This is a genomic window from Pseudomonas sp. R5(2019) (assembly GCF_009905435.1).
Classification (GTDB): Bacteria; Pseudomonadota; Gammaproteobacteria; order Pseudomonadales; family Pseudomonadaceae; genus Aquipseudomonas.
The window spans coordinates 58,623-73,096 of the sequence record NZ_JAAAMT010000016.1 but is presented as its reverse complement, the minus strand read 5'-3'; the positions used below and the strand labels follow the sequence as shown (position 1 = coordinate 73,096).

The following is a 14,474-nucleotide window of genomic DNA, read 5'->3' as shown; positions in this document are numbered from 1 at the left end:
GCTGCGAAGCGGCCCCGGCGACTCTGAAACCACCCGCACTCCCAGGGCTTGTCGTTGATATCACCGGCCTCGGGGGCTGCTGCGCAGCCCATCGCGGCCAGGTCCGCTCCTACAAGGGTTTCGTCGTTCTATTCCTTAACTGACCGGCATTGGGGCTTGCCCGCGATGAACGATGACGCGCAACCACTGAAAAACTGCGGTGTCCTCATTCGCGGCGGTCCGGTGTGCCAGAAATACCGTGGTGCCTGCATCGCGACGGTTCGGCGCCCCGACAAGCTCGGCTCCTACACCAAAAAAATGGCAGTCAACCATAGAATCTCCCATAGGGTGATGGTTCAGCTGCGCGGTGCCTGCGAACATCGAATCTTGCACAAACTGCTCAGCCAGCGCGGAAAATCAGGTAATCCTCCCAATCGTCCTCAGGCACTGCTTCTTCACTGAGCATGCGGCCAGACTGGGAAATACGCTTTTTGTGGACTTGCTTGCGGTCGCCGCTGACCAGATGGTGCCAGCCTGGCAGGTCCTTGCCCTCGCTGACCAGGCGGTAGCCGCAGGTGGGCGGCAGCCACTTGAACTGATCGGCTTTGCCGGGCGTGAGCTGGATGCAATCGGGCACTTTTTCCATGCGATGGCTGTAGTCGCTGCACTGGCAGGTCTTCAGGTCCAGCAACTTGCAGGCGATGCGGGTGTAGTAGACGCTGTTGTCGTCTTCGTCCTCAAGCTTTTGCAGGCAGCACAGGCCGCACCCATCGCAGAGCGACTCCCACTCGGTGGGGTTGAGTTGCTCGAGGGTCTTGCGCAGCCAGAAGGGTTCGACATTAACGGTCATGGTAGGTAAATCCTGATTCAAAGTTGACGCTGCAACAGCGCTGTGGCGCACCGCCAGCGCTTTTTCAGTAGCCCCGGGAAAAATCCACTTCGCCACGCAACGCGCTGCCCTGGCGCCAGGCCTGCAGGTTTTCCACGAACAACTGCACCATCGCCGTCGGCGAGGTGGGTGCCGAACTGTGGCCGGTCAACAACAGGCCCCAGGCCGTCCAGAACGGATGCTGTTGCGGCAGTGGCTCCTGGCGGCAGACGTCGATCACCGCGCCCGCCAGATGGCCCAGTTTCAGCGCCTCGACCAGGGCGCCATCGACCACGGCAACACCGCGCCCGGCATTGATGAACAACGCATCGGGGTTGAAACGGGCAAACAGCGCGGCGTCGTACAGGTCGTGAGTCGCAGGCGTATCCGGCAACAGGTTGATCACGTAATCCACCTCCCCTGCCAGACGGCCCAGCTCGTCAAGCCCGGCCACTTCGATAAACGGCGCCTGCTCGCGAGCTTCGCTGGCGATGCCGTAAACCTTGACGCCAAAGGGCTGCAGAAACTCGGCCACGCACTGGCCGATATCACCCGTGCCGACAATCAGCGCCCGCCGCCCGGCAAGGCCCGGCCCCGTGCGGTTATCCCACTTGCGCTCGACCTGGCTGACCAACCGCGCCAGCACTTCGCGCTCGTGGCCAAGCATGTAGGTCAGCACGTATTCGGCCATGACCTGGCCAAAGATCCCGACCGCCCGGGTCAGGCGATAGTCACGCTGCAGCCCTTCAGCCAGCAACGGCGTGATGCCCGCCCAGGTCGACTGCAGCCATTGCGGCTGATGGCCCTGTCGCAGCAGGGTGGCCAAGAGATCCGGCTGCCCCAGCCAGACCGGGCAATCGCTCGCCAGCTGCGAGAGCACCGCCGAATCGCCGCTGGTCATGATGTCCAGGTCCGGTGCAGCCTCGCCCAGCAAGGTGGCGTAGAGGGCGTAATCCTGTTCAGCGATCAAAACACGCATGGTGTGTAAAAACCTTCCCAAAAACCAAGGCCGCGGCCAGCCGCGGTGTGTTCCGCTGTGCTGGCCACGGCCTGAAATACCTGACGGGTGTGCCTGGCTGCCAGGTCTCAGACCGGGTCGTTGCGACGCAACAGTTCTTCAGGCAAATGCTCGATGTACTCGTCTTCGGCAGGCGGCATTTGCAGGTGGTAGCCCTGCTTTTCCAGGTTGGCCAACACCACCTCGATGTCTTCACGAGCCAGTTTACGCTCGGGCGAGAGCACCAGGTCGAAGGTGTGACGAGGGGTGCCAAAGGCCACCAGCAGGCCTTCGGGCACATGCTTGAGGGCATCGGCCTTGCGCACGTAGAGGTACATTTCGTTCTTGCGCGGGCTTTTGTAGATGGAGCAAATCTGTTTCATGCTTGTTCTCCAGCGCTGGCGAGACTGTCGAGCAGCGCCTGACCCATCAGCTCACGGCGCCAGCCGCGCAGCGAATCGGGCAATTGATAGGGACCATTGGGGAAGCCGGTCTTGAGCAAGGCTTCCAGGGTTTTCTTGCGCAGCATCAGCTCAGGCGCGATGTGCAGGCGCTCGGCTTCGGCCTGGCCGATGCTGCGCAATTGCTTGAGCACCGCCGAGGCTTCGATCGGCAAGGGCTCGGGCAAGGCCGGTGGCCAGTCGGCGGGCGGGATGGCGGCGGCCTGCTTGATCAGGCCCAACAGGAACTCACCGTCCTGGCGCACCGTGCGCGGGTGCATGTCTTCGATTTTCGCCAGTGCCGCCAGATTGTCCGGCTGGGTGCGGGCCAATGGCCACAGGGCGTTTTCGCGGATGATGCGGTTACGTGGCAGGTCGCGGGCACGAGCCTCGCGCTCGCGCCAGGCGCAGAGTTCGCGCAACACCGCCAACTGCGCGCGGGAAAGCTTCCAGGCAAGCTTGGCGTCGCGGTACAGCTCGTTCGGGTCGATTTCGCGGCGCAGTTGCGCCACCAGCTCGGCGCCATCTTCCAGCACCCAGGCAAATTTCTCCTCGGACAACTTGGGGCGCAGCTGCTCGTAGACCTCGGCCAGGTGCACTGCATCTTCGGCGGCGTAGCTGATCTGGGTCTCGGACAGTGGGCGCTGCAACCAGTCAGAGCGGGTCTCGCCCTTGGGCAGCTCAATGCTCAGCACCTCCTGCACCAGGCGCGAGTAACCCATCGAGAAACCCAGGTTCAGGTAGGCGGCGGCCAACTGGGTATCGAACAAGGGCTCGGGCAGGCTGCCGATCAGGCGCAGCAACACCTCGAGGTCTTCACTGCACGCATGCAGCACTTTGATCAGGGCCGGGTTTTCCAGCAAGGCGGCAAGCGGCTGCCAGTCATTGATCGTCAACGGATCGATCAGGAAGGCGCGCTGGCCATCCCCAACCTGGATCAAGCCGGCGATCGGGTAGAAGGTGTCGACCCGCATGAACTCGGTGTCGAGTGCGATGTAAGGCAAATGCTGCCATTGCGCGCAATGGCTGGCGAGGCTGGCGTCGTCGCGAATCCAGTGAATGTCGATGGCCACGAGGCTCTCCTTGAACAATGGCGCGCAGTATATATCGGCGCCGGGCATTGCTGGGCATCGACTCGACAGGAGCACCTGCGAGCCAGTCTCACGCCCCGGAGCCGATGAACGAGGTCTTGGTATACGAATCCCGATCAATATCCAGCACCTCGACACACAGCTGGATCTCCAGCGCCTCTGGCCACTGCAGCGACTCCGTGAGCACCGCCAGCAGGCTTTCGGACACCTGTTTTTTTACCTCGGGCGAACGCCCGCTGAGGATCGCCAGCTTCACGTGGATAAACGCACGTTCCTCGGGACGGGTACCCACCCTGAAACACTCCAGTTTGACGGCCCGGCTCTTGATATCGGCCTCATTGCCGAACTGGCCACTGGCGACGAGCGCGTGGTTGAGTCGCTGCAATATCGAATCGGCGTTTAATTGCGGCAGGTTATCGGTGTACTCCAGATGCAGATGAGGCATGGTGTTCCTGCTGGGGTCAGAGGGCGAACCCGGAGGGTAGCGCAATGAGCCGACCGTCTGAAGCGCGGAACCGCCCAATCAGAGCTATTCTCATAAGTTCATGACTCCAGCACTCAATACGGAGAGGTGACGAGATGCCAGTGCCACACAATCTGCTTGCAGACCTTAAGCTGACACAGGAGGAAGTCGACCAACGCAAGAAAGACGACCCCAGACTCAGTTCGCTGTTTGATAAATATAAAAAGATCGATGCGACGGTGGTGGAGGCAGAGTCGAATTACACGCATGACGACGTTGTCAAGAAACACAAAGAAGCGCGGCTGCAGGTCAAGGATGAGATTGTCCGGCATCTGGGAAATCCCGGGGCACGCTAGCAGCCAAGAATTTCCACAGGCTGAACAGCCAAAAGGCTCCGCTGCCGTGCAGGCAGCGGAGCCTTTTTAAAAAAGGCCAGCGGCAAACTGATGCAGGTCGCCAGCAAGGTCGCCAGGAACGCCATCTCGAAGGTTTCCAGCAACTTCACGCCCAACTGCGGCAGGTAGCTCCAGTCAGGTATGGCGAACAGCTTGCAGGCGAAGTCCCACATGTCGTCCAGCGAGCGAACGATCTTCGCCGGGTTCATTTCGGCCAAGGGCGCGCTGGCGAGCAGCAACAGGATGATGATCGCCGCGCACACCAGCGGCCCGCGTGGCGCCCGCCCGTCAGGCGTAGGCCAGCATAGCGTCGAGGTGCTGCGCATGATCGACTCCTTCACGGTGATAGATACGGCCCAGAGCAGCCCGGTCCAGCTCGGCCGGGGTGCCATCGAAGACCACCTGCCCGGCATTCACGCCGATGATCCGGTGGGCAAAGCGCTGGGCCAGTTCCACCTGATGCAGGTTCAAAATCAAGGTGATGCCATCGCGCCGATTGATGTCGGCGAGCATGTTCATCACGTCTTCGGTGGCCATCGGGTCGAGACTGGCGACCGGAAAGCTTGTCGGCCCGGCGCCAGGCCTGATCGCTCAAGCCAACCCGCGCCAGCAGCCGCTGCGCCAGCACGAGGTCGTCGCGCCGCCACAGGTGCAGCAGGCTGCCCAACCTCGAGCGCTCGGCCAGCCGACCGGTCAGCACGTTGGTCAGCACCGACAGGCGCCCGACCAGGTTGAAATGCTGGAACACCATGGCCACGCCGCTGCGCACCTGCCGCAAGGTGGCAGGCCTGACGTCGATACCGTCGAACAGAATCTGCCCGCCCTGAATGCTTTCCAGCCCATTAAGGGTACGCAGCAAGGTCGACTTGCCCGCCCCGGACGGCCCGAGGATCGCGACAAAACTTCCGGCCTCGATGTGCAGAGAGATGTCCTTGAGGGCTTCATGGCCGTTGTCATAGCGCTTGCAGACGTGGTTGAGCTCAAACATCGCCATCGTCGTCCCCTTACTTGAGCAGCGCATCGCGGCCAAGGCCCAGGGTGCTGATCATGTCGCGGATCGGTTGGTAATCCGCGGGCTTTGCCGCGGTGTAACGGACGAACTTGCCGTAGCCGCTGACCTGGATTTCCTTGTGCGCCTCATAGAAGGCTTCACGAATCTTCTGTTTGAGCGCTGGATCCAGGTCCTGGCGATAGGTCAGCGGCGAGTCGGGAATCGGCGCCGAGGTTTCGAGGATGCGGTTGCTCTGCTCGCTGATCATGCCTTTGGCCAGCAAGTTCTTGTACGAGATGTCATTGGCGGCGATGGCGTCGACGGCGTGGTTCTTCACCGCCATCTGCGCGGCATCGTGGGAGCCGGCATAGGTGAACTTGCCGAAGAACTGCGCAGGCGTCTGGCCAGTGCGCTGCTTGAGCATGAAGCTTGGGACCAGGTTGCCGCTCGTGGACGCTGGCTCAACAAAGGCAACGGACTTGCCCTTGAGGTCTTCCAGGGTGCGTGCCGGTGAATCCTGGGGCACCACATAAATGCTCCGGTAGGTCGAGCTGCCATCGGTGTTCACCCCCACCGCAAAGGCTTCGGCGCCCGCCTCTTTCTCGGCAAGGATGTACGACAGCGGCCCGAGCCAGGCGATGTCGAGACGCTTCTTGCGCATGGCTTCGATCACACCGGCGTAGTCGGTGGCGGTGAACATTTTCACTTTGACCCCCAACTTGTGCTCAAGGTGAGCACGCATCGGCTCGAAGTGCTTGATCAGTTCTTCATTGTTCTCGGCCGGGATCAAGCCCATGACCAGGTCGCGGGCACTGGCCGCGCCAGTGATGCAGGTGAGGCAGGCCGCCAGGCAGAGTTTTTTCAGCAAGGGCTTCATCGCGTCGTCTCTCAGCAGGTGATGAGGGAAATACTGAAGCGGCGATATGACAACTGATGCATGAATTTGATAGCTATGGATGGCACAGTCCATAGCCTCAAGGAATGACTCATGATTTATGCACAATTGCGGGCCTTTCTGGCGGCGGCTCGCTGCGGCAGCTTTTCCGAAGGCGCACGGGTGTTGAAAATCACCCAGCCCTCGATCTCCAAGCAAATCCGCGACCTGGAGGAGCGCTGTGGCGAACCGCTGTTCGACCGGATCGGCCGGCAGGTACGGCTGACGCCGCTGGGCCTGCAGGTGATGACCATCGCTCGGCGCATGATCGATGCCGAACTCGATGCCTTGCAGGTGCTGACCGACGTCAAGGCCGTCGCCAGCGGGCATCTGCGCATTGCCGCCGTGGGGCCTTATCACCTGATGGAAATTCTCTCGGCCTTCAATCGCCGCTATCCGCGGGTGCGCGTCAGTATTGAATTTGGCCACTCGCGCCATGTGGAAGAGGCCGTCAACAGCTTCGACGCTGACCTGGGCGTACTGGCCCGCCAGCACCGAGTCGATGGGCTGGCCAGCCTGTGCTATCGCCAATGCCCGTTGCTGTTGAGCGTGCCCAGGGGGCATCGGCTGGCCAGTTGCGCGGTCATCCATTTTGACCAATTGGAAAGCGAATGGGTGATCCACCGCGAGTCGGGCTCGTCCAGCCGACAGATCTTCGAAGCCGCCTGCCGCGCCGCCGGGGTGCCGATTCACAGCGTGCTGGAAATCGGCAGCCGCGAAGCCATCCGGATTGCCGTCGCCAACGGTTTGGGTGTGAGCTATGTGTCACGGGATGAGGCGGTCACCCATGACACGATTGTTTACGTGCCCTTCGCCGACCCGGGCGCAGTGATGACCAACGCCACCCTGATCTGGCGCAAGGACCGGCAGGCCAACACCTTGATCGAGGCGTTCCTGGACACCGCCCAGGGCCTGCTGCAGACACCGCAGGCGGTAGGCGCCTGAACCCCTGTCAGCGCCCTGGCGGCCAGCTTCGCTCGCCACCGCCCGGCGCCTCGGTAAAGGCCTGCAGGGTGCGGGTCGGCAGGTCAAAGTAGTCACGGGTCCGGGCATAGCCATGCCCGCCCATACGGCCGATCGCATCCAGCCCCAGCTGGTCGATGTAGAGGGTTTTCGGGTCAATCAGCTCATCGCGCACATGGGCCATGACCACTTCACCGAGGATGATTTCCCGCGACTGACCGATCGACAGCGCCATCATCCGCCGACACTCCAGCGCCACCGGGGCCTCACCGATGCGCGGGCATTTGACCCGGGTGCCGGGAATCGCCGTCAGCCCGGCCGCCGTCAGTTCATCGAAGCCGGGCGCAAAGGGCACGGCGCAGACGTTCATGGCTTCCACCAGTGCATCGGAGACGATATTGACGGTGAATTCCTGGTTGAGCTGGATATTGCGCGTGGTGTCTTTCGGGCTTTGATCGCTGTAGTTCTCGACCCCGAGCGCGAGGATCGGCGGATCGGCCGAAAGTGCATTGAAGAAGCTGAACGGCGCGGCATTGACCCGGCCTTCAGCATCGAGGGTAGTCACCAGCGCGATCGGACGCGGGACCACGCTGCCGATCAGGATCTTGTATTTCTCTCGGGCGTTCAGCTGGCTGAAATCGAAGCTGTGCATGGCAGTGTTCTCAACAAAAGGTCAGACGTGGGAAGCGCACAGCGGAGTGTCGGCACTGTACGCATCGGCATAGGGAATCGCCGGTTTGAACAGGCTGCGCCAGTCCGGCCGGCCGAACGCGCGGTCGGCATGGCTGCGCATCAGGGTGTGGAACTGTGCCTGGGCCTGCTGCTGCAAGGCGTGGTAATCGACACCCTGCACCTGCCCGTCCTGCATGACGCAGCGCCCGTCGATAAAGCTGGCGATGCAGTCATCACCACGACCGGCAAGCATCAGGTTTTTCAACGGATCGAACAGCGGCCCCAGGTGCAGGCCGCGCAGGCTGAACACGGTGATGTCGGCTTTGGCTCCCGGCGCCAGGCGTCCGAGGTCTTCCCGCCCCAGGGCCTGGGCGCCGCCGAGGGTCGCGGCGTTGTAGAGGTCCAGGGCGCGGGTGTGTTCGCTGCCCTGCTCCATCACCCGGGCGATGTTCAGGCCCTGGCGCATGTTGTCCAGCAGGTCCGCAGGCCAGGTGTCGGTGCCCAGCGCCAGGTTAATGCCCCTGGCCCGGTAGCGACCAAAGGAATTCAGGGCTTCGCCGTCGCGGGCAAACACCACCGGGCAATGCACCAGGCTGGCAGCGCTATCGACCAGCCGCTGAAGGTCGTCATCGCCGCTGGTGTAGATGCCGTGGGGCAGCACGCTACGCGGGCCGAGCAGGTCCAGCTGTTGCAACCAGGCCAACGGCGAGCAGCCGCGCAACTGCCGGACCATGGCAAATTCACTGGGCGACTGACAGCAGTGCAGGCGCATCGGTGCCTTGAGTTCTTGGCTCAAGGCGGCCGTGCGCTGCAACAGTGCCGGGGTGCAGGTCTGGATGCGATCAGGCAACAGCGCGCCACGGATCAACCCGGCATAGGCGCCATCGAAATCCCGATAGAAGCGCTCGGCCGCATCCAGTCCAGCCAGGCCACGGGCCTCGTCCCAATGGTGCGCGAGGCTGCCGTCCGCGCGCCAATAACTCATGCCGCTCATGTAGCAGGGCCCCAGGTACGTACGCAGGCCCAACTCGGCGGCCACGCCAGCGACCTGGGCAAATTCCTCGTAGCCTTGCGCCCATTCGCGGTAGTACATGGAGGTGATCGGCATCGCCGTGGTGATGCCGTTGCGAATCAGCTGGGTGAAGGCGTAGCGGTACTTGAACACTTCCTGCTCGGGGCTGTAGCTCTCGCGCGAGCCGGCCGCCAGGTAGTCCTCGGACCACATGCGCCCCATCTGGCGCTCATCGCCGTTGTCCAGGGTCAACACCGTGGAGTCGAGGTCGCCAAGCGCGTCCAGGTCGATAAAGCCCGGGCCGATCAGGGCATTGCCATAGTCGATCCATTGATCGACCGGCCCGGCAAAGCCACGACCGACAAAGACAATCTTCGAGGCTTCGAAGACCACCTCGCCGTCGCGCCAGAGCACATGCTGGCGACCGTCGAAGCCGACCACGCAACTGGCCTTCAGGCCCACGCGCCGGGCACCGCTCACAGGCGGCTTTCTAGCAGACGGCCCTGCTCGGCAATCAAATTGCCCGCGCGGTAGACCTGCCGTGCGGGCCGGGCCACCACGGCTTCGCCAAGGGTCTGCACCGGCATCAGCAGGAAGTCAGCGGGCTGGCCGACCTCCACACTCACTTCATCGATGCCCAAGGCTCGAGCACCATTCACCGTGGCCGCTTCAAAGGCGGCGGCCAGCTCCTCGTCCTTGTTCAGATCAAACCGGAACGCCAACAGGAAAGCCCGCTCAAGCATGTCGCCATTGCCCATGGGCGACCAGGCATCGCGAATACCATCAGAGCCCAGACACAGGTTGACTCCGGCAGCACGCAATTCGAGAAACGGCGGCACCGCGCAATCGGCCGGGGCTGAACTCATCAACGAAATGCCCTGCGCCGCCAGGCGTTCGGCCAGCGGCCGGACCTGCGCCCAGGGCGCCATGCCCAGGCAGTAGGCGTGGCTGATCATCACCCGCCCCTGGCGCTGATAACGCTCGGTGTAATCGGCAATCCGGGCGATCTGCCACAGGCCCAGTTCGCCCTTGTCATGCAGGTGAATGTCGATGCCGCGGTCAAATTCCACGGCCAATTTAAAGATGAAATCCAGCTGGGCGATGGGGTCGTTGTCGATGCCGCACGGGTCCAGCCCGCCAACGTTCTCGACGCCCATCTGCAGCGCCTCGCGCATCAACCCGGCGGTGCCGGGGCGGCTGATCAGGCCGGTTTGCGGGAACACCACCAACTGCAAGTCGATCAAGTCCCGGTAGCGCTCGCGCACCTCTTGCATGGCCTCCACATGATGCAAGCCGAACTCCGGGTCAATGTCCACGTGGCAGCGCATGCGCAAGGAACCGCGGGCGATGCAGTTTTCCAGCAAGGCACCGGCACGGGCGGCGATGGGGGCATCGATTTCGCGCAGCACGCGGCGCTCGTTGAGGATGTAGTCCTTGAGCGTCGGTCCGGCGCTGTTGGGGCGCCAGGGTTGGCCAAACAGGGTCTTGTCCAGGTGCACATGGCTTTCCACCAGCACGGGGGTCAGCAGTTGCTGGCAACCATTGATATCCCTCTTCGCCACGGGTGCCGCGCTGGCAGGGCGGCGCTCGGCGATTCGGCCGGCGTCAATGCGAAAATCTTCGGCAACGCCGCCATAGGGGCGAACATTGCGCAGCCAGTAAGTTTGATTCATGGCAGCTCTCTCATGACGGTTCTCTCGATCAGTTGAGCGGCCGCTGCCAGCGGCCGCCCTGGCGCTTAACCCTTGAGGCGGGACCAGATGCGGTCCTGCAGCTCGCGCGCCTTGTTGCTGCACTCTTTTTCCGGGCGCAGGCGCGAGGCGTATTGCTCGGGCATGTTGATGGCGTCCATGACCTTCCATTTCGGATCCAGCAAGTTGTCGCTCTGAACGCCATTAGCGTAGGCGATGGCGTTGGAAACGGCGGCGGCGTTTTCGGGCTTCATCATCCAGTTGATGAAGACCTTGGCGTTTTCCGGGTGAGGCGCGCTTCTGGGAACGGCGAAGTTGTCCTGGAACATGGCCAGCCCTTCACGCGGGTACACGTACTTGATGGTGCTTTTTTGCAGCGTGGCGCGGGCGGTGGAGCCGTTCCAGTTCTGCATCATGATCACTTCACCAGAGGCCATGCGGTCGACGGTGTTGTCGGAGCTGTACATCTTCAGGTGCGGCTTCTGCTGCTGGAGCAACTCAAGGATGCGCTTGGCGTCCTGGGGGTTTTCGCTGCACTCGTCCACGCCCAGGTAATGGCTGGCGGCATTGATGACCGAGCTTGAGGTGTCCAGTGCCGCAAGCTGACCGCTAACCTCCGGGCGCGGCTCGAAAAACTCCTTCCAGGAGTCGTCCAGCTTACCGCCCGGCACCCTAGCGCTGTCGTAGGAGAAGCCGGTCGAGCCCCACAGGTACGGCGCGGAAAACTTGCGCCCCGGGTCAAAACTCGGGTCACGAAAGGCCGGTTTGACGTTGACGAAATTGGCCAGTGTCGGCGCATCGATCTGCAGCAGCAGGTTCTGTTCGATCAAGGTGCGCATGATCGACTGCGATGGCACGATCACGTCATAGGCGGCGCCACCGGCCTGCAACTTGGCCAGCAGGGTTTCATTACTGTCGTAGCCGTCCATGGTGACCTTGATGCCGGTCTCCTTTTCGAACTTGCCCAACAGTTCGACCGGGTAATAATCGGTCCAGTTGTAGAAGAACAATTGCTTGGGCTCATCGGCCTGGACCTGAAGGCTGGCCAGACAGCCGAGGGCCAGGGCGGCCCCCGCACAACGCAGTGCTTTGAACATCATCGTCTTATGCTCCTGGGATCGTGCAACGGAAGAACTACCGATTGAAAACCTCATTCGCTGTCCGCCTTGCCGCGCTGGCCGAGCCAGAAGGCGAGCACCACCAACACAATGGAAATCAACAGCATCAGGGTCGAGATGGCATTGATTTCCGGGGTGACGCCGGACTTGATGGCGGAGAAGATGTACACCGGCAGCGTGGTGGAACCGGGGCCGGCGACGAAGAAGGTCATGATGAAATCATCCAGGCTGACCACAAACGCCAGCACCGCCCCCGACAGCACCGCCGGCCACAGCAACGGCAGGGTCACCCGCCGAAAGCACTGCCACGGGTTGGCATACAAGTCGTTGGCGGCCTCCAGCAGGCTCTTGTCCAGATCGTTCAAGCGCGCCCGGATCGGCAAGTAGGCGAAGGGAATGCAGAAACCGATATGGGCCACGATCACCGTCAGCAATCCCAACTTGATCCCCAGTGCCATGAACAGCAGCAGCGTGGCCACCGCCGTGACGATCTCCGGCAGGATCAACGGCAGGTTGATACCGCCTTCGACCATCTTCTGCCCATAGAACGGGCGATAGGTGGCCAACGCCGCCAGCAGTGCGATGGTGGTGGCGCACACCGTGGCAATGCCGGCAACGATGATCGAGTTCAGAGCTGCCGTCTGGATCGACGGGTTGGCAAGAATGCGTCCGTACCAGGCGAAGGAAAACTCGGTCCACACCGTGGCGGAGCGGTTGGCGTTGAAGCTGTAGGCGATCAGCACAAAGATCGGCAAATACAGGTAGGCCAGGATCAGCAGGCTGGTTTCGCGGGTCAGTGGCAGTTTTTTCAGGTGCAGGGCGATCATGCGGCAGCTCCCCGGCGGACGGTGTTGGCAGCCTTGCGGCTGTAGAGGGCGTAGAGCACCAGCGAAAGCATCAGGATGCCCAGCAGCAGGAACGACAACGAACTGCCCAGCGGCCAGTTGCGCGCGGTGCCGAATTGCTGCTGGATCAGGTTGCCAATCATCAGCGTCTTGCCGCCGCCGAGAATCGCCGGGGTGATAAACGCTCCCAGGCTTGGGACGAACACCAGCAGCGCGCCGGCAATCACCCCCGGCATGCTCAAGGGCAAGATCACCCGGCGCAGTGCCAGCCAGCGGTTGGCACCCAGGTCATAGGCGGCCTCGACCAGCCGCCAGTCGAGCTTCTCCAGGGTCGAGTAGATCGGCAGGATCATGAACGGCAGAAAGCTGTAGACCAGCCCGACGCTGACGGCGAAGTCGTTGTACAGCAGGGTGATGCCACCGGCCTGGGGGAACAGCGCGTTAAGGGTCTGGGCGACCCAGCCCTGCTCGCGCAGGATGATCAGCCAGGCATAGTTGCGGATCAGCAGGTTGGTCCAGAACGGAATGGTGATCAGCAGCACCATCAGGTTGCGCTGGCGCGGCTTGAGGCTGGTCATCCACAACGCCACCGGGAAGCCGAACATAAAGCACAGCAAGGTGGTGCCAGCGGCCTGCCCCACCGAGCGCAACAGCGCCTGGGCATAGACCCAGTTCAGCTCCAGCGTGCCGTCGAAGCCTTCCTGGAAAAACAGCTGCACGTAACTTTGCAATTGCCAGTTGGCCTGCCAGTCGACGCCGCCGTAAAGGTTGCGCGGCAACAGGCTGATATAGCCCATGATGCCCAGCGGAATGGCGATCAGCGCCAGCAGCGTCACCACTACAGGGCTGAGCAACAGCAGGCGACTGAGCGCGGGCGAGGCAGTGCTTACGCTCATCTCAAGCCTCCATCAGCAGGCAGGCCTGCGGCGGCAGGTGCACGGCAACCGGCTCGCCGACGGCACGCACGGCATTCAGGCCTTCGTTGCTTTCGCGCAGCATGACCTTGACGTCGTTGCTCAAGCGGCATTGGTAAAGGGTGGCCGTGCCGACATACAGCACCGCCTCGATCACGCCGCGCAGGTGATGGGGTTGGGTCGGCTCGACCAGTTGCGAACGCTCCGGGCGAAACGCCAGCTGCACGTTGGCGCTGGCCAGCGGCTGTGGTGGGTTGCAAGGGATCTGTACCGGCAGGCCGGTGGGCTGGAACACGCTTTCATTCTGCGGCCCGCGTGCCAGCTTGCCGGGCAGGAAGTTGATGTCGCCAATGAACTGCGCGACAAACTGATGAGCCGGACGCTCGTAAATGGCGCTGGGGCCGCCGATCTGCAAAATCTTGCCGGCCGACATCACCGCGATTCGATCCGAGAGGGTCAGCGCCTCTTCCTGATCGTGGGTGACGAAGATAAAGGTGATGCCGGCTTGCTGCTGGACCCGCTTGAGTTCGACCTGCATTTCCTTGCGCAACTTGAGGTCCAGCGCCGACAGGGGCTCATCGAGCAACAATACGTCCGGCCTTGGCGCCAACGCCCGGGCCAGGGCCACGCGCTGCTGCTGGCCGCCGGACAACTCAGCCGGTTTGCGCCGCGCCAGATGCTCCATCTGCACCAGCGCCAGCATCTCCTTGACCCGGGCCGGAATGGCTTTTTTCTCAAGGCCCTGCATCTCGAGGCCGAAGGCGATATTCTCCGCCACGCTCATGTGCGGAAACAGCGCATAGCTTTGGAATACAGTATTGACCCGGCGCTTGAACGGCGGCAGGTCATTGACCCGTTGTCCGCCGATCAAAATGTCGCCGGAGCTGACGTGCTCGAAACCGGCGATGGTCCGCAGCAACGTGGTCTTGCCGCAACCGGAGGGGCCCAACAAGGTGAAAAACTCATTATGTGCGATGTTGACCGAGACCTCGTCGAGCGCCGGCGCGACATCAGGGTCATCGGTGTACCGCTTTGAAACGCACTGCACTTCCACAGAAGCATTGTGTTCCATAATGGTGCATTCCTCTTTGTTTTTGTATG

General features: G+C 62.2%; 17 protein-coding genes and 1 pseudogene. 2 read left to right on the top strand and 16 right to left on the bottom strand.

Translation table 11 applies throughout. The annotated features are described in order from the left end of the window. Positions 1–379 precede the first annotated feature (379 nt). From GUY40_RS13090 to GUY40_RS13070, 5 genes are all read right to left on the bottom strand, one after another. Positions 380–829: a YcgN family cysteine cluster protein gene (locus GUY40_RS13090; RefSeq protein ID WP_166569365.1), complete on the bottom strand. Its 450-nt coding sequence runs from the start codon at positions 827–829 to the stop codon at positions 380–382. A gap of 64 nt (positions 830–893) precedes the next feature. After that, complete coding sequence (locus tag GUY40_RS13085; protein WP_166569364.1) at positions 894–1,826, bottom strand: D-2-hydroxyacid dehydrogenase; 933 nt, start codon at positions 1,824–1,826, stop codon at positions 894–896. A gap of 107 nt (positions 1,827–1,933) precedes the next feature. Further along, a complete protein-coding gene (locus GUY40_RS13080) occupies positions 1,934–2,227 on the bottom strand; it encodes a YcgL domain-containing protein (protein ID WP_166569363.1) in 294 nt (97 codons plus the stop codon). Continuing rightward, positions 2,224–3,357, bottom strand: a complete 1,134-nt coding sequence (gene rnd / locus GUY40_RS13075) for a ribonuclease D (protein ID WP_166569362.1) — start codon at positions 3,355–3,357, stop codon at positions 2,224–2,226. Before rnd ends, GUY40_RS13080 begins: the two co-directional genes overlap by 4 nt. 88 nt (positions 3,358–3,445) lie before the next feature. Next, entirely contained in the window at positions 3,446–3,820 is a 375-nt protein-coding gene (locus GUY40_RS13070) for a 5-carboxymethyl-2-hydroxymuconate Delta-isomerase (protein ID WP_166569361.1), read from the bottom strand. A 134-nt stretch (positions 3,821–3,954) separates the two neighbouring features. Between GUY40_RS13070 and GUY40_RS13065 the strand changes: the two genes are divergently transcribed. Beyond that, positions 3,955–4,194 carry a hypothetical protein gene (locus tag GUY40_RS13065; RefSeq protein WP_166569360.1) on the top strand — a complete coding sequence of 80 codons (240 nt, stop codon included), beginning with the start codon at positions 3,955–3,957 and terminating at the stop codon, positions 4,192–4,194. Here the strand turns inward: GUY40_RS13065 and GUY40_RS13060 are convergent. From GUY40_RS13060 to phnD, 4 genes and pseudogenes are all read right to left on the bottom strand, one after another. Continuing rightward, positions 4,191–4,559, bottom strand: a complete 369-nt coding sequence (locus GUY40_RS13060; RefSeq protein ID WP_166569359.1) for an ABC transporter permease — start codon at positions 4,557–4,559, stop codon at positions 4,191–4,193. The two genes, GUY40_RS13065 and GUY40_RS13060, sit on opposite strands and share 4 nt — an antisense overlap. Beyond that, positions 4,522–4,752 (bottom strand): hypothetical protein, encoded by a 231-nt coding sequence (locus GUY40_RS28305; protein ID WP_256675729.1) that lies wholly within the window; start codon positions 4,750–4,752, stop codon positions 4,522–4,524. Before GUY40_RS28305 ends, GUY40_RS13060 begins: the two co-directional genes overlap by 38 nt. Positions 4,753–4,840: 88 nt before the next feature. Beyond that, positions 4,841–5,221: pseudogene (locus GUY40_RS28780) on the bottom strand (ATP-binding cassette domain-containing protein); the annotation flags it as partial. 16 nt (positions 5,222–5,237) lie between these two features. Continuing rightward, on the bottom strand, positions 5,238–6,101 hold the full coding sequence (gene phnD / locus GUY40_RS13050) for a phosphonate ABC transporter substrate-binding protein (RefSeq protein WP_166569358.1): 864 nt from the start codon (positions 6,099–6,101) through the stop codon (positions 5,238–5,240). A gap of 111 nt (positions 6,102–6,212) precedes the next feature. Here phnD and GUY40_RS13045 point away from each other — a divergent pair, with 111 nt between their 5' ends. Further along, on the top strand, positions 6,213–7,103 hold the full coding sequence (locus GUY40_RS13045) for a LysR substrate-binding domain-containing protein (protein ID WP_166569357.1): 891 nt from the start codon (positions 6,213–6,215) through the stop codon (positions 7,101–7,103). Between the two features lie 7 nt (positions 7,104–7,110). Here GUY40_RS13045 and GUY40_RS13040 read toward each other — a convergent pair whose 3' ends face one another. From GUY40_RS13040 to GUY40_RS13010, 7 genes are all read right to left on the bottom strand, one after another. Further along, positions 7,111–7,773: a flavin reductase family protein gene (locus GUY40_RS13040; RefSeq protein ID WP_166569356.1), complete on the bottom strand. Its 663-nt coding sequence runs from the start codon at positions 7,771–7,773 to the stop codon at positions 7,111–7,113. Between the two features lie 21 nt (positions 7,774–7,794). Continuing rightward, positions 7,795–9,285 carry an amidohydrolase family protein gene (locus GUY40_RS13035; protein WP_166569355.1) on the bottom strand — a complete coding sequence of 497 codons (1,491 nt, stop codon included), beginning with the start codon at positions 9,283–9,285 and terminating at the stop codon, positions 7,795–7,797. Continuing rightward, positions 9,282–10,478: an amidohydrolase family protein gene (locus GUY40_RS13030; RefSeq protein ID WP_166569354.1), complete on the bottom strand. Its 1,197-nt coding sequence runs from the start codon at positions 10,476–10,478 to the stop codon at positions 9,282–9,284. The genes GUY40_RS13035 and GUY40_RS13030 overlap by 4 nt, the downstream gene beginning before the upstream one ends. Positions 10,479–10,543: 65 nt before the next feature. Next, complete coding sequence (locus tag GUY40_RS13025; RefSeq protein ID WP_166569353.1) at positions 10,544–11,596, bottom strand: extracellular solute-binding protein; 1,053 nt, start codon at positions 11,594–11,596, stop codon at positions 10,544–10,546. A 50-nt stretch (positions 11,597–11,646) separates the two neighbouring features. Then, a complete protein-coding gene (locus tag GUY40_RS13020) occupies positions 11,647–12,441 on the bottom strand; it encodes an ABC transporter permease (RefSeq protein WP_166569352.1) in 795 nt (264 codons plus the stop codon). Beyond that, a complete protein-coding gene (locus GUY40_RS13015) occupies positions 12,438–13,355 on the bottom strand; it encodes an ABC transporter permease (protein WP_166569351.1) in 918 nt (305 codons plus the stop codon). The genes GUY40_RS13020 and GUY40_RS13015 overlap by 4 nt, the downstream gene beginning before the upstream one ends. 1 nt (position 13,356) lies before the next feature. Further along, on the bottom strand, positions 13,357–14,445 hold the full coding sequence (locus GUY40_RS13010) for an ABC transporter ATP-binding protein (RefSeq protein ID WP_166569350.1): 1,089 nt from the start codon (positions 14,443–14,445) through the stop codon (positions 13,357–13,359). Between the last annotated feature and the right edge of the window lie 29 nt (positions 14,446–14,474).